This window comes from Blastococcus deserti, assembly GCF_042682525.1.
GTDB lineage: Bacteria > Actinomycetota > Actinomycetes > Mycobacteriales > Geodermatophilaceae > Blastococcus_B > Blastococcus_B deserti.
On record NZ_JBHUHP010000008.1, the window covers coordinates 114,147 to 128,220 of the forward strand.

Sequence of the window (14,074 nt, forward strand, 5' to 3'; positions counted from 1 at the left end):
CACGGAACGGACACCGGTGACCACCTCGCCCACGTCAGCACGCTCACCGCTGGACCCCGGACCCGGGCCCGCGGAGCACGTCAACGCCATGCAGCTCTCGAGGTTCGGAGCAGCCCTGGAAGCGGTCCGCTACGAGCCCGTGGCTCCGGAGGCGGGCGCGATCGTCGCGGACGTGACCCATGCGGGAGTCTGCGGCACGGACATGCACCTCCAGCAGGGCCGCATGCAGATCCCCTTGCCGGTCATCCTCGGCCACGAGTCCGTCGGCGTGGTGCGCGAGCTGGGCGCCGGCGTCACGGTCGACGCGCTCGGCCAGCCCCTGCAGCCGGGCGACGCCATCTCCTGGATGTCCAACATCCCGTGCGGCACGTGCTTCTTCTGCGCCCAGGAGAAGCAGCCCTCCCTCTGCGAGACGCGCAAGGTGTACGGGATCAACCAGAGCTCCGGCGTGTGGCCGCACCTGTCCGGCGGCTGGGCGGAGCAGATCTACCTCCAGCCGGGCTCGACGGTCGTCAAGCTGCCCGCCGGCGCGACGCCGGACGCCGTGATCGCCCTCGGCTGCGCCGGTCCGACCGCCACGCACGCGCTGCACACCATGGCCTCCCCCAAGGAAGGCGACGTCGTGGTCGTGCAGGGCAGCGGCCCGGTGGGCCTGGCCTCCGCGATGCTGGCCAAGCTCGCCGGCGCCGCGCGGATCATCCTCGTGGGTGGGCCGGAGAGCCGACTGGAGACCGCCCGCCGCCTGGGCATCGGCGACGTGCACATCGACGTGTTCGGCACGGAGCCGCAGGAGCGCCTGGCCCAGGTCCTCGCGGAGACCGAGGGCGGGCGAGGGGCCGACTTCGTCATCGAGGCGACCGGCGTCCCCAGCGCGGTGGCCGAAGGCATCGACTTCGCCCGCCGGGGTGCGACCTACCTCGTCGTCGGCCAGTACACCGACCACGGCCCCACCATGATCAACCCGCACTACATCACCAAGAAGCAGCTCCGGATGCTCGGCAGCTGGGCGTTCTCGGCCGCAGACCAGCTCGAGTACGTCCGTGCGGTGCCGGCGCTGTCGGAGCTGTTCGACCTGCCGTCGCTGATCACGCACTACCCCCTGGACGAGGCCAACCGGGCGCTCGAGGACATGCGCGAGGGCCGGACGCTCAAGCCGGTCCTGCTGCCCGGGGCGGGCGGCACGACCTCCGCCACGGCAGCCCGGTGAGCGCCGGATACGGCGACGACATCGGCACGGCCCGGCCCACGGCGTCGGACCTGACGAGCGCCCTGGCCCGCGGCCCGGTCCTCGGCACCTTCCAGGTCATGCCGGGCCCGGCGGTGACCGAGACCCTCGTGTTCGCCGGTGCGGAGGTGGTCTGCCTGGACGCCGAGCACGCCGCCTTCGACATGGCGTCCCTGGAGCACCACGTCCGGGCGGCCCAGTCCGTCGGCGGCACCGTCGTCATCCGCGTCCCCGAGGTCGGCGCGGTCCTGAGCCGCAGCCTCGACACGGGCGCGGCGGGGGTCGTCGTGCCCCGTGTCGAGACCGCTGCCCAGGCACGGTCCGCGGTCGCCGCCGTCCGGTTCCCCCCGCTGGGCGCCCGGGGGCTCGGTGGCGGTCGCGCCGCCGCCTACGGGCTCGAGCTCGCGGACTACCGCAGCCGGGCGAACGACTCGCTCCTGCTCGTGCTCATGGTGGAAACCCGGACCGGCCTGGACAACGTCGAGGAGATCGCCGCCGTCGACGGCGTGGACGTCATCTTCGCCGGGCCGGTCGACCTCGCCTCCAGCCTGGGGGTCGCCGTGGGCAGCGACGTCCACGAGGCCGCCGTCCGCCGGATCCTCGACGCCGGCCTGGCCGCCGGCCGGCACGTCGGCATCCTCTGCGCCGACGCCGCGGAGGCCGCCCGCTACGCCGCCCTGGGCGCGCGCCTGCTCATGGTCTCCCTCGACGCCGCCGTGCTGGCCCGGGCCTTCTCCCAGCAACTCCGCGAGACCCGATCCGCCCTGACCGACCACCCCGAGAACCGAAGAAGCGAGCAATGAGCACGTCCGTCGCCGGACCGGCGACGCCGCCGGTCACCCTGTCCCCCGCGACCCCGCACCGCCGAGGGCGTCGAGGTCGCCCAGGAGACCACGCCTGAGGAGGTGCGCCCGCTGTGCGCCGAGGCCGCACCCGGGCATCCCCCGGCGGTTCGACGGGGTCCCGGTGCTGCCCCGCCGCTGAGGTCGTGCGGCCTGCGCCGCGGAACGGGCAGCGCACCCGCCTCCCGTTCCGCGGCGTCGCGTCCTGGTCGCGAGGGCCGGCACCTCGTGTCTCGCCGGGTCCGGTCATGGCGGCCGGCACGTCCAGCCCGGCGTCCGCTGCTGTCGGACGGTCGGGAACACCGCCAGAATGTCGGCATGCCCGAGCCCCGGACGGGTGGCCGAACGGCGGGCCGGCAGCCGCCGCGTATCCGCCTGGCCGATCTGCTGGTGGCGTTGTCCGGCGTCGCCGACCTCGGCATGGCACTGCCGATCGGCTCGTCCGTCCGCGCAGCGCTGGTCGCCGTGGACCTGGCCCACCACCTCCGGTGGCCCGAGCGTGACATCAGCGCCGTCTTCTACGCCGCGCTGCTGCAGCACATCGGTTGCACCGCCTACTCGCACGAGGTCACGTCCCTCTTCGAGGACGAGCAGTCGGTCAAGCGGGCGGCGCTGGCGACGGACTTCAGCCGGCCACGCGAGGTCGTCCTGGGCTACCTGCCCCGCATCACCAGCGACGCGCCGCCGGGGCAACGGCTGCGAACGGTCCGTTCGGCGCTGCTGCACAGCCGGCGGATGACGGTGGGCTATCGGACGGCGAACTGCGAGACCGCGGCGCTGGTCGCGCGGCGCCTGAGCCTGCCGGAGGCCACACGACTCGCACTTCTCGACAACTTCGAGTGGTGGAACGGTGGCGGCGGTCCCCGGGGACTACGCGGTGACGACATCTCGCCGGTGTCCCGACTCGTCAATGTGGCCGGATTCGCGGTCTTCTTCGACGGGATCGGCGGCCCGGACGCTGCGCGGCAGGCCCTCGCCCGACGGTCCGGCAGGTACCTGGACCCGGAGGTGGTGGAGGCCTTCATGGTCCGGGCCGACGAACTCCTCGCCCGGACGAACGCCGGAGACGTGTCCGACCGGCTGCTCGCCACGGAGCCGGAGCCGCACCGCCGGGTCACGGACGACTCCGCTCTCGATGACGCGCTTCGCGTGTTCGGGGAAGCCGTCGACCTGAAGTCGCCGTACTTCCACGGTCACAGCGCCACCGTCTCCAGGCTCGCAGCCGAGGCCTGCTGTCGGCTGGGTCAGCCCACTGAGGCCGTGGTCCTGGCCGGTCGGGCCGGGCTCGTCCACGACATCGGCCGCGTCGCCGTGGCCACCGGCGTCTGGGAGCACGCAGGCCCCCTCGGCAGCGATGCCTGGCAGCAGGTCCGGCTCCACGCCTACCACAGCGAACAGATCCTCGCGCGCAGCGCCGGGCTGGCCGCCGTCGCAAGGCTGGCCGGCGCTCACCATGAGCGGCTCGACGGGGGCGGCTACCACCGGGGGATCCCCGGAGCACAGCTGTCCGTCCCCGCCCGGGTCATCGCGGTGGCTGACCGCTACGCCGCGTTGGTGTCCGACCGCCCTCAGCGTCCGGCGCAGACGCCGGCTCAGGCCAGGGCGATCCTCGGAGGCGAGGCACGGGACGGGCGACTGGATCCGGACGCCGTCCGAGCCGTCGTGTCGGCTGCCGAAGGTACGACGGGTGGTCGCGCCACTCCCCCGGCCGGACTGACGCGGCGGCAGGTCGACGTGCTGCGGCTGATGGCCCAGGGGCTCTCGAACCGGGCCATCGCCGACCGACTGGTGATCTCGCCCCGGACCGCGGAACACCACGTGCAGGACGTGTACGCGCGGATCGGCGTCACGAGCCGGGCAGCCGCCGCCTTGTTCGCCATGGAGCACGGCCTGCTGCAACCCGTGGCGTCGGAGATGCGTAGTTCTGCCGATGCCGGGCGCATCGTGCCCCCGCGATCCTCGTTTCGGACGACCGGGAGCCGGTCGACCGGAGCGAGGAGGAAAGCACTGTGAGCACGACCAGCAAGCCGAGCACGGCAAGGGCTGTGGGCACGACCGGCCAGGCGGTGATGACCCGGTTCATCCGGGACTACCAGCTGGGCGGCGACGAGCAGGTCCTGTACGAGACCGTCTCCCCCGACTTCGTCGATCACACGCCCATGTTCCCCGGGGCGCCACGTGGACCGGAGGGGGTGAAGGCTGTCTTCGACGCGCTCCGCTCGGCATTCGACGGCTTCTCCGTCGACGTGCTCCACCAGGTGGCCGACGACGAGCATGTGATGACGCACAAGATCTTCCGTGGTCGGCACACCGGGGAGTTCCTCGGCATCCCCGCCACCGGCACGTCGGTTCGCTTCACGGTGATGGACGTCGTGCGGATCGCCGACGGACGCATCACCGAGCACTGGGGACTGGTCGACCGGTCCGCCCTCCTCGGTCAGCTCCAGGCGGCAATGGACGCTCCGCCGGACGCCTCAGCGCTCCAGCCTCGGACGGGTGGGACGGCAACGGCCTGAGCCGCGTGCGCATGTACCGAGTCGCCCCTCGGGCACCGGCAGGAACCCCCACGGCGTCCCCGCCGATGGGGGTCCATCCGCTTCTGCGAGCGGCCGGTCCGGCGCACCGCTGCGAGGCGCCTCGCTGAGGTGGCCCACGCGCCCAGGGCGTCGCCATCCGCCCGGCCGCCGTTCCACCGCTCGCTCGGACAGCCCAGCGTCAGGCCGGTGCCCAGCTGTGCAACATCCGGCGCGCGGCCCTCGCGCCGCGTGAGGTCGTGACGTGCCCGTGACGGAACGGTGACGGTCGGCACGAGATCCTCGTCCTCGTCCGCCGGGAGAGGTGCCCTCCGGACAGCACGATGCACCGCACGAGAACGGACCGCGCCCTGCAGCCCTCCACGGAGAGCCGCGAACACCTCGGTCCCTGGTCTCCTCGGAATGGTCGCCGGGGAGCACGAACAGCGCCGTGACGCCCTCGGGCCATTCCGGAAAGGCGACCCTTGGTGACCGGCACGACTCCCCCGCCGCACCGGGTGCGCCTCCGCGAGCTGGGCCAGGCAGCCGCCAGGACCTTCTGTCCGCCCGACGTCGGCTCCCCACTGCCCCCGGTTCCTCCCGGACCACCCAGGTCACCGGGATGTCAGCGGGCCCACCACCACGTCGGCGTCCGGCCCACCAGCACCTGACGCCGATCCCGATCCGACACCCGACAGAGGGCGGCTGATGGACACCAACGAACTACGCACCTACTCCTCCCCGGACGCTCTCCTGGCCGCGCTGAGGGACCACGGGGACGAACTGGGCCACGCGGGCACCGAGCACCACCCCGCAGCCCGCGAGTCGGTGCGCACCTTGACCCACCGCGGCCACGAGATCGTGGTGCGGACCAGCTACTCGATCACCGTCGACGGCCGGCCGTTCGATGTCCAGCCCAGCGTCAACAACGCCGGCCTCGTCCACTACCACGGCCTGCCGACGCGGAACTTCCCGTCGGTCATGGAGCTGGTGACGAGCGCGATCGACACGTTCCCGGACGACTTCTCCGGCGACGGCACCGCACCGACACCCCCCGACGGCCCCCACCACGGAGTGGAGACGCAGCCATGACCGCGATCCGCGGGAACGTCCTCGCACCCGACGGGAGGCTGGACCAGTACGTCGAGGCGGTGCTCGCGCTCAAGGCCGAGAACCTGGGGCCGACGACCGAGGACTTCGGCCTGTCCGGGCCGCCCGCTCCGGTGTCCACCTACGACCTCTTCGTCCTCTGGCACCACCTGGCGATGATGCGGATGACGCCACCCGACCAGTTCGACCGCAACAGTGCCCACAACGGGCCGGTCTTCCTTCCCTGGCACCGGCTGATGCTGGTGCTGATCGAACTGCAGATGCAGCGCGTCCTCGACGACGAGGACTTCGGGTTGCCGTACTGGGACTGGTCGGCCGCCGGGGAGGACGAGAACTCCCCCCTGTGGTCGGACACCGGTATCGGAGGCAGTGGTTCCCCGGTGACCGACGGCCCGTTCCGTGCCGGGCAGTTCGCCGTCCGGATCGAATCCGACCGCCTGGCCGGGCTCCGCACCACGAACCGGCCCCTGCGCCGCGCACTCGGGCTCAGCCGGCTCGCACCGGACCTCCCCACGTCGGATCAGGTGCGGACACTGCTCGACGAGCAGAAGTCCTACGACCAGGACCCGTGGGACAGCAGCGTGGACGGCCTGCGCAACCGCCTGGAGGGCTGGGAGCCACCCATCCAGATGCACAACCGCGTGCACGTCTGGATCGGGGGCGACATGGGCATCGCGACCTCCCCGAACGACCCGGCGTTCTACCTCAACCACTGCAACGTCGACCGGATCTGGGAGTCGTGGCAGGTCAGCCAGGGGCGGGTCTACGAGCCGTCGCAGGACGAGGGCGAGCATCTCAGCGGGCACCGCATCGGCGACCCGATGTACTCGATCCTGACCCAGGGGGACGTCACGCCCGCCGACGTGCTCGACGTGTCCGACCTCTACACCTACGACGTCCTCCCCTGACGACGGCGCGGAGGAACGGCTCCCGGCCTGCCCACGGGACCAGCCGCTGCCGCGGCCATCGTGAAAGGAACGACGGATGTCGGACACCAGCGCCACTTCCAGCGCCGCGCCGAGCCGCCTCTCCGGGACGCTCTCCGGCCAGTTCATCGAGACCTGCGACTGCAAGTCCCTGTGTCCCTGCTGGGCCGACGACGATCCCGACGAGAACCACTGCACCGGCGTGTTCGCCTGGCGGGTGGAGTCGGGACGGCTCGAGGGGGACACCGGCGACCAGCCCGTCGACGTCAGCAACGCCCGGGTGGTCAGCATCTCGACGCACCACGGTCACCGCCACCATCCCGAGGGGGAGCGGAACTCCGTCTTCTTCATCGACGTCGACGACGTGGCCGGTGACCGGGACACCGCCTACGGCTACCTGAGGAAGGCCTTCAGCGAACCGGCGGGCGGCCCGCTGGCGGACCTGGCGTCGGTGACGGGAACCGTCCTCGACGTCCTGCCGGCGCACGTCGAGGTGACCTACGACGACCGGGCGGCCGCCGGCGGGAAGGCCTGGTCGATCCGCGTCGAGCTGGCCCCGGACGGCTACGGCGCGCAGCACGCGCCCGGCCCCGTCTTCGAGGGAGGCGGCGACCTGCTGGCCTTCGACCAGGGGGACGCCTCCGACGACGCCCCCGTCGTGGGAGGGCGCGGGGTCGACGACCCGGGCACGGAACAGCGCATCCCCATGACGCTGTCCAACACCGCGCTGCACAAGGAACTGGCCGCGGTCGGCCCGGTGACGGCCCTGACCGCGACACGCTTCCGCGTACTCCTGCCGGCTCTCCCCGGCGGCCTCGTCGACGCCAGGGACCGGTCGGCCATGTCCGGCGCCTTCTCCTACCCCCGTCAGGGTCGCGGGGACGCGGGTACCGCGTGAGCGTGCCCCGCAGTGCCGCCACGACCGCGGGACGCGGGCTGCGCCGACCCGATCGGGACTTCCTCCTGCCCGCGGTCCTCATGGCCGCCGCGGCAGCGTGGCTCCTGCTCGTCCTGTGGTCCGACCACGTCGGCGCCCCTGGCCATGACGGCCACGCGGCGGCGAGCCACGTCCACGGGGACGCGCCGTCCAGCGGCACCGGAGCGGGGACGTCGGCCGGGCTGATCGGCTGGTTCCTGATGGTGGTGGCGATGATGCTGCCGCCTGCGCTGCCCCTGTTGCGGATGCTGCAGCGGCTCGTGGCGAGGCACCGCGGCCGCCGGGTACTGGTGCTGTCCGGCGGGGCGTCGTTCCTCGCCGTCTGGATGCTGCTCGGGCTCCTGCTGGTGAGCGGCGACGCGGTGCTGACCGCACTGACCGGAGGGGCGTGGCGCCCGGCCGCGCCGGTGCTCGTCGGTGCGGTCCTCCTCCTCGCGGGAGCCTTCCAGCTCTCGCCGCTCAAGAGCAGATGCCTCGTCGCCTGCCGGAGCCCCCGGAGCTTCGCGGTCGCGCACTGGCACGGCGAGCGGCATCCGGCGATCGAGTCCGCCACCGTCGGCGCGGCGTACGGCGCCTCCTGCGTGGGGTGCTGCTGGGCGCTGATGCTCGTCTGCTTCGCCGGTGGCACCGCGCACCTGGTCACGATGGTGCCGCTCACGGTCCTCATGACCGCCGAGCGCATGACACCGTTCGGCACGAGCCTCGTCCGCCCCATCGGCGTCGCCGCGCTCGTCGCGGGGGCAGGTCTGCTCGCCGTCCCCGTGCTGGGTACTTGACGCGAGCGGCAGCGATACCGTTCCCCGCCCGGCGCCGCCGTTCCGGGACGGTCGGCTCAGAGGTCCTCCGCCGGCACCACCCGGGGCATCGCCCGGACGTCGCCGCCGTCCTCGGTGCTCGGATGCCCGACAGCGGCTCCGTACAAGGAGACCTCGTGGGTGAGCCGGAGCGTCTCGTCGAGCATCCGGTCGAGGAAGCCGCCCAGATCCAGGCAGGCCAGCCCGAGGGCGCTGGCGACCAGGTCGAGGTTCTGCACGACGTGCCCGGCCTCCAGCAGGACGTACCGGTAGCCGCGGTCGCCGTAGCGGGCCAGGGTGGCGTCCAGCCTCGCGGTGACGACCGCCAGGACACCCGCCGCGGCGGCGTGGTGCTGCCCGAGGAAGAGATCGGACAGGAAGTCCCGGGACAGAGGGGCCGGCCCACCTTCGAGCGCGTGCCGAGCCGGGAGATAGCGGTAGATCCCCGGCGCGACACCGGTCACCGACAACGCGATGACGTGGATGTCCAGCGGATAGATCGCGCCGGCGGACGGCACGGGGCGCGCCTGGAAGCCGAAACCTCCCACCGACACCTGCCCACGGCATCCGTAGGCGGCGGAGAGGAGCGTGGACAAGTCGGCAAGGACCAGCGGCTCCGCGGCGAATCTGCGGCAGGACGCCCGTCCGGCGATCGCCTCCTCGAGCGGGCACGCCAGCAGCCGTGGCCGCGGAAGCGCCAGGACGGTGCCTGCGGCGGCATGGCGGAGCCCCACGCGGCGCGGATCCCGAGCGGGCGGGTAGCTCGTGGCGGCGTGGAACCACCGGGCGAGTGACGGCTGCCGCGGCGACATCGTCACGGGAACGGATGGGGTAGGCGATTGAGCGACGCCGCGGGGAGCGGCGCATCCCGCAGGCCGGCCTTCACCGGCGCGGTACGCAGGCGGGCGCCCCCGAGGTGAGGCCAACGGCCGTCGAGGGTGAGCGGGTACGTGCCGGGCACGAGGGCCTTGACGACGGCGAGGCCCAGGCGACGCAGCTCGGGAGGGGTGATCTCCACGGCCACGGACTCCAGACCCGCCGCGGACGTCGCAGCGAGGATGCGGCGCAGCGCGGCCTCCGGGGACAGCGGCCGGCCACCGCTGCGGAGGGGGATCCTGCTGTCCGCGTTCCACCAGAAGTCCAGATGTGCCGCCATGTCGGGGTGGCCGTAGATACGGCCGTTGCCGCTGCCGTCGGCCGCTGATGCTCTCATCGCGGACCGGACGTGCAGACGGTTGGCGGCCAGTTCGGCCAGGGCGTGCCGACACGCGGTGGCCGGATCGAGGGCGGCCGCGGTCGCGACCACGACGGCCGGGTCGTCGGGACGTGACCGTCGCGCCACGGCGAGGACGGTGGGCACGCGCACGTCCATGGTCAGCTGGAAGCAGCGGACCTCGATGTCCCGCTCCTCGAACGCGGCCACGCACGCGCCGACGCCGTCGGGCGACTCCCGGTCCAGGTCGAGCCGGGGAAGGGTGAGGCGGTTCCTCCAGGCGATCATGAACGCGTCCCGCTCGATGACCTCCAGCAGAGCGGCCACGGTGGCGGTCAGCAGGCTCGTCCCCGCCGCGAAGCCGCTCAGCGCCGGATAGCCGTCGTGGTCGGCCGCCGTCCGCGGGTGGAACGGCACGAAGACGCGGGACGCGGGCACCAGCGCCGGCCGTCCCCGCCCGAGCGACCACCCCCATGCCCAGCTCACGTCGTCCTCCGGCCGGACGTCGGTATGAGGAAACCCGGGCAGGTCACGGGTAGCCGCGTCGTGGAGTTCCCAGGAGGCCGGGTTGACGGCGTCGGCCATCACCTCGCGGTACGGCCCGATCGGTAGGTCGACCGGCGCGGGCTGGCACGCCGACGCGCGTTCGACCGCCTCACCGAGGGCAGCGCTGCGCGCGGCGGCGTCATCGAGGCTGGTGCCGCCGCAGGGAATCGCCGGAATGCCGACCTGCGCCCAACCCGGGTCGGCCAGCGAAGCGACCCAGTGCCGGAACGGCGGATCGTCCGCTTCGGGTTCGAGGAGCTCCAGCGACCGGATGGGGCCGGTGACCGGATCGACGAGCTCCGGCTCGAGATCGAGGATCCGCGACGGGGCGGAGCGGCCGTCGTCCGACTGGAGGGCGCCGGGCCGGAGGAATCCCGGCGGGGGACCGAGGTTCCCGCAGTCGGGACAGTGCCACGTGCGCAGGACGCGGTGGTGGGCGACGGAGCCGTCAGCCCAGAGATGCACCAGGCGGGGATCCGGGTCGTCCCCCGATGCCAGCGTGAGCACCCTGGCGGCCAGCTCCCGCCCCACCAGCGCCGCGACGAGCGGGGCGGGTGGCCCGTAGGGGGCCAGGCACGGACGTCCGGTGGCGACCTGGATGCGCAGATCGACGCACCGCAGGCACGGAGTCCGCCCCGCGGCGGCGACCGGGCCGACCTGGCCGACGTCGCTCATCACCAGACCGGGGACGAAGGTGATCCGGTGTTCGAGGCAGCGCGCGTTCAGCTCGAGCGCCAGCTGGCGGTCGACGACGTCCGCGCACATGATGCACAACCGCGGTACGGGCGATCCGTCGGCGCCGAACGGCCACGGTCGCCGTGGCATCCGGGAAGCGGCCGGGGCGCCTTCCGCCAGGCGGGAGGCCTGAGCCCAGTCGATGACGTAGGTGTCGGTCACCCCGCCCTGCGCGAGCGCGTGCAGTGCCGCGCGGGCGACGAGACCGTCCCCGACGAGCGCCACGGGTCCCACCTGATCACTCGCCGGCGTCATGCCGCCTCCGGCGAACGTCCCTGGCCGGCGACCCGGAGGGCGCCGGCGACCGGGGGGACGTCGGGCGCGAGGTCCCCTCGGTCGTCGGGTCGAGGCCGCCGGTGACCGACCTCGGGCGCAGGCTCCCCCACGGCATCCTGTGCCGGCTCGACGGCGGTTCCTAGCACCAGGGGCCGAACAGGGGCGGGTACGCGTAGTCGGACCCGAACGCCTCCACCGGATACGGGTAGGTGGCCCGGGCGAACGGCTCGACCGGATACGGGTAGGTGGCCCGGGCGAACGGCTCGACCGGATACGGGTAGCTGATGCGCGCGAAGGGCTCCACGGGATACGGATAGGTCGACCGGGCGAAGGGCTCGACCGGATACGGGTAGCTGATGCGCGCGAACGGCTCCACCGGATACGGATACGTGGACCGCGCGAACGGCTCCACCGGATACGGGTAGGTGGACCGCGCGAAGGGCTCCACCGGATACGGATAGGTGGACCGCGCGAAGGGCTCCACCGGATACGGATAGGTGGACCGCGCGAAGGGCTCCACCGGATACGGATAGGTGGATCGCGCGAAGGGCTCCACCGGATACGGATAGGTCGACCGCGCAAACGGCTCCACCGGATACGGATAGGTGGATCGCGCAAACGGCTCCACCGGATACGGATAGGTCGACCGCGCGAACGGCTCCACCGGATACGGATAGGTCGACCGCGCAAACGGCTCCACCGGATACGGATAGGTCGACCGCGCAAACGGCTCCACCGGATACGGATAGGTCGACCGCGCAAACGGCTCCACCGGATACGGATACGTGGACCGGGCAGGTGACTGCACGGCGTTCGGCTGGGTCACGAGCTTCCTCCTGGTGAGTGGTGCGTTCCTGCTCTCGAACAGTGCGTCGAACGGGTGCTGCTGGGCCGGGGCGCGGACGGCTGCGTCAGGTGGGTAGGCACGGCGGTGGCACGCATGGCGGGGGTGGCAGACATGGCGGCGGCGGAAGGCACGGCGGTGGGAGGCACGGCGGTGGGAGGCACGGCGGTGGGAGGCACGGCGGTGGGAGGCACGGCGGTGGGAGGCACGGCGGTGGGAGGCACGGCGGTGGGAGGCACGGCGGCGGGAGGGACGGCGGCGGGACGAGCGGAGGCCGGAAGGGCGCGCAGGGTGGCGCGGGCCCGAGCCCGGGTCCGGGCTCGGGGGGTTGCGGCTCCGGCGTGGGTGTTCCAGGTGCCTCGGGTGCAGGGGCGCTGCCCGTGAAGATGTCGACCTTGAGCGCCGACAGGACCGCGGCGATGGGGCTGGCCATCCCGTTGCCGTTGGCCGGGTCGCCGGCGACGTACAGGCCGACGACCCTGTTGTCGTCATCCACGAGGGCCGCGCCCGAGTCGCCACGGTTCCCGAACGACGCGTTGCGATCGGTGTCCGGCTTGACGTTGATCTGGTCATCGAGGGTGATGAGGCCTATCCCGCCCCCGTACCGGATCTGCACGGACAGCTCGACCGTGTCGACCACGCCGTAGCGCAGACCGCTCGACCGCCCCTGCTTGCGGACCGTCTGGCCGATCTCCGCAGTGCCGGCACCCTGCACCGGTCCGATGCCGACGATCTCGCCCTTCACGGCCCGCGTGGTACTCGCGACCGCTGCGTCGACCCGCTCCCCCAGTGCCGAGCGGACGAGCCGGCCGACGACGTAGCGGTCCCCCGCACCCCCGTCGGGTCGACCCGGCTGGACGATCGGGTCCCCCTCGGCACCGCTGCGGTCGACCGCCAGCACGTGGAAACAGCTGAGCAACAAGGGCTCGTGGGTCTCGCTGTCCTCGACGACGGCACCGAGCGTGCCGACCGACGCGACGCCCCCGACCAGTCGCTGGGGGCCGATGCTGATCCCGCCCACCACCGGGTCGTACTTCTTCGCCTCCGCTCCCGGCCTGGGCCGGTCCAACGGCACCATGTCCTCGTCGGACACCACGCGGTCGTGAAGCTCGTACCGGCTCTCGAGCACGTCCGTCGGGTAGTCCTGGACCGTGGGCGGAATCCGTTCCTCGTCCGGCACATCCCGTTTCTGCTCGACGAAGACCCGGATCGACATGGTGTCGGTCCGCTTGCCGCCGACCTCCTTGTAACCGATGCCGACCCCGACGACCCCCGGCTTGTTCAGCAGCTCCTGCTCGACGGCCCGTTTGGCCGCCTTCAGCCCTGCGGGAATCTCCGCCATCAGGCACCTCGGTTCTGTGTGACCCCCCGGGACGACGGGTCAGTGGGCTGCCGCCTATCGCGCCCTCCGCCTCGAGGACTTCCCCCCGCCGCCTTCTCCGGCTTCCTCGCCCTCGGGGGTGCCGGTGTCCTCGGTCTCGGTCGGCGTCCCCGGCTCCTCCGCCGCAGGCGCGGTGCCCGCATCCCCGGTCCCCGTCTCGGCGCCTTCCCCGCCCTCGGCCGGTCCGGTCGGCTCGGTCGGCTGGGCCGGGGCCGGCTGCTGCGCGGGCTGCTGCCCAGGGGTCGGCGGGGGCTCCCAGTAGACGTCCCGCTTGATGGCGATGAAGCTGGCCGCCTGCCCGGCGAAGGCAGCCTGGCCGTTGTGCGCGACCGCCCGCACCGTGGATCCCACGATCACGAGCCGCTTGCGGGTCGGATACGACCAGAGCGGCATCAGGCAGCCGAAGTAGTCGTAGATCTGTCCCGCTGAGTCGTCCGCATCTCCGATGCCGCGGAAACGGAGCGTCGGAGGATCACCCGGAGTCGCCACGCCCTGCAGCCGGAACTGATAGGCGTCGTCGAAGATCAGGCGGCCGATGAAGGTCCCCGGGCACAGGTATTCCACGATGAGCTCTCCGCGGCCGAACTCGAGGCTCCCGAAATCCGCGTCGATGTCCGGGTTCCCGACGAAACTGCGGTAGGTCCACCGACCGATCAGCGGTCCCTGCACCTTTCCTGGCTCCACTGGTTCCATGTGACGCTCCTGTCCTCCGACCCGGCAATGGACGTGTGC

At 72.5% G+C, this 14,074-nt stretch carries 13 protein-coding genes; 8 read left to right on the forward strand and 5 right to left on the reverse strand.

Annotated elements, in window-relative coordinates; translation table 11 throughout:
- The first annotated feature begins 16 nt into the window (after nt 1–16).
- From ACFSHS_RS07760 to ACFSHS_RS07795, 8 genes are all read left to right on the forward strand, one after another.
- Entirely contained in the window at nt 17–1,207 is a 1,191-nt protein-coding gene (locus tag ACFSHS_RS07760; protein ID WP_376873787.1) for a zinc-binding dehydrogenase, read from the forward strand.
- Nucleotides 1,204–2,028: an HpcH/HpaI aldolase family protein gene (locus ACFSHS_RS07765; RefSeq protein WP_376873789.1), complete on the forward strand. Its 825-nt coding sequence runs from the start codon at nt 1,204–1,206 to the stop codon at nt 2,026–2,028. Before ACFSHS_RS07760 ends, ACFSHS_RS07765 begins: the two co-directional genes overlap by 4 nt.
- Nucleotides 2,029–2,385: 357 nt before the next feature.
- Nucleotides 2,386–4,080 (forward strand): HD domain-containing phosphohydrolase, encoded by a 1,695-nt coding sequence (locus ACFSHS_RS07770; protein WP_376873791.1) that lies wholly within the window; start codon nt 2,386–2,388, stop codon nt 4,078–4,080.
- Nucleotides 4,077–4,583 carry an ester cyclase gene (locus ACFSHS_RS07775; RefSeq protein WP_376873793.1) on the forward strand — a complete coding sequence of 169 codons (507 nt, stop codon included), beginning with the start codon at nt 4,077–4,079 and terminating at the stop codon, nt 4,581–4,583. The genes ACFSHS_RS07770 and ACFSHS_RS07775 overlap by 4 nt, the downstream gene beginning before the upstream one ends.
- 705 nt (nt 4,584–5,288) lie before the next feature.
- Nucleotides 5,289–5,672 (forward strand): hypothetical protein, encoded by a 384-nt coding sequence (locus ACFSHS_RS07780; protein ID WP_376873795.1) that lies wholly within the window; start codon nt 5,289–5,291, stop codon nt 5,670–5,672.
- Nucleotides 5,669–6,598, forward strand: a complete 930-nt coding sequence (locus ACFSHS_RS07785; RefSeq protein ID WP_376873797.1) for a tyrosinase family protein — start codon at nt 5,669–5,671, stop codon at nt 6,596–6,598. Before ACFSHS_RS07780 ends, ACFSHS_RS07785 begins: the two co-directional genes overlap by 4 nt.
- Nucleotides 6,599–6,674: 76 nt before the next feature.
- Nucleotides 6,675–7,514 (forward strand): DUF1326 domain-containing protein, encoded by an 840-nt coding sequence (locus tag ACFSHS_RS07790; protein ID WP_376873800.1) that lies wholly within the window; start codon nt 6,675–6,677, stop codon nt 7,512–7,514.
- 2 nt (nt 7,515–7,516) lie between these two features.
- Complete coding sequence (locus ACFSHS_RS07795) at nt 7,517–8,329, forward strand: DUF2182 domain-containing protein (RefSeq protein WP_376873802.1); 813 nt, start codon at nt 7,517–7,519, stop codon at nt 8,327–8,329.
- A 56-nt stretch (nt 8,330–8,385) separates the two neighbouring features.
- Here the strand turns inward: ACFSHS_RS07795 and ACFSHS_RS07800 are convergent, their stop codons facing one another.
- The 5 genes from ACFSHS_RS07800 to ACFSHS_RS07820 form a co-directional block, all read right to left on the reverse strand.
- A complete protein-coding gene (locus ACFSHS_RS07800; RefSeq protein ID WP_376873884.1) occupies nt 8,386–9,159 on the reverse strand; it encodes a SagB/ThcOx family dehydrogenase in 774 nt (257 codons plus the stop codon).
- Nucleotides 9,160–9,161: 2 nt separating this feature from the next.
- Complete coding sequence (locus ACFSHS_RS07805; RefSeq protein ID WP_376873804.1) at nt 9,162–11,066, reverse strand: YcaO-like family protein; 1,905 nt, start codon at nt 11,064–11,066, stop codon at nt 9,162–9,164.
- Nucleotides 11,067–11,256: 190 nt separating this feature from the next.
- Nucleotides 11,257–11,943 carry a hypothetical protein gene (locus ACFSHS_RS07810; RefSeq protein WP_376873806.1) on the reverse strand — a complete coding sequence of 229 codons (687 nt, stop codon included), beginning with the start codon at nt 11,941–11,943 and terminating at the stop codon, nt 11,257–11,259.
- Nucleotides 11,944–12,028: 85 nt separating this feature from the next.
- Nucleotides 12,029–13,303, reverse strand: a complete 1,275-nt coding sequence (locus ACFSHS_RS07815) for a chymotrypsin family serine protease (protein WP_376873808.1) — start codon at nt 13,301–13,303, stop codon at nt 12,029–12,031.
- A gap of 54 nt (nt 13,304–13,357) precedes the next feature.
- A complete protein-coding gene (locus ACFSHS_RS07820; protein WP_376873810.1) occupies nt 13,358–14,035 on the reverse strand; it encodes a hypothetical protein in 678 nt (225 codons plus the stop codon).
- Nucleotides 14,036–14,074 lie beyond the last annotated feature (39 nt).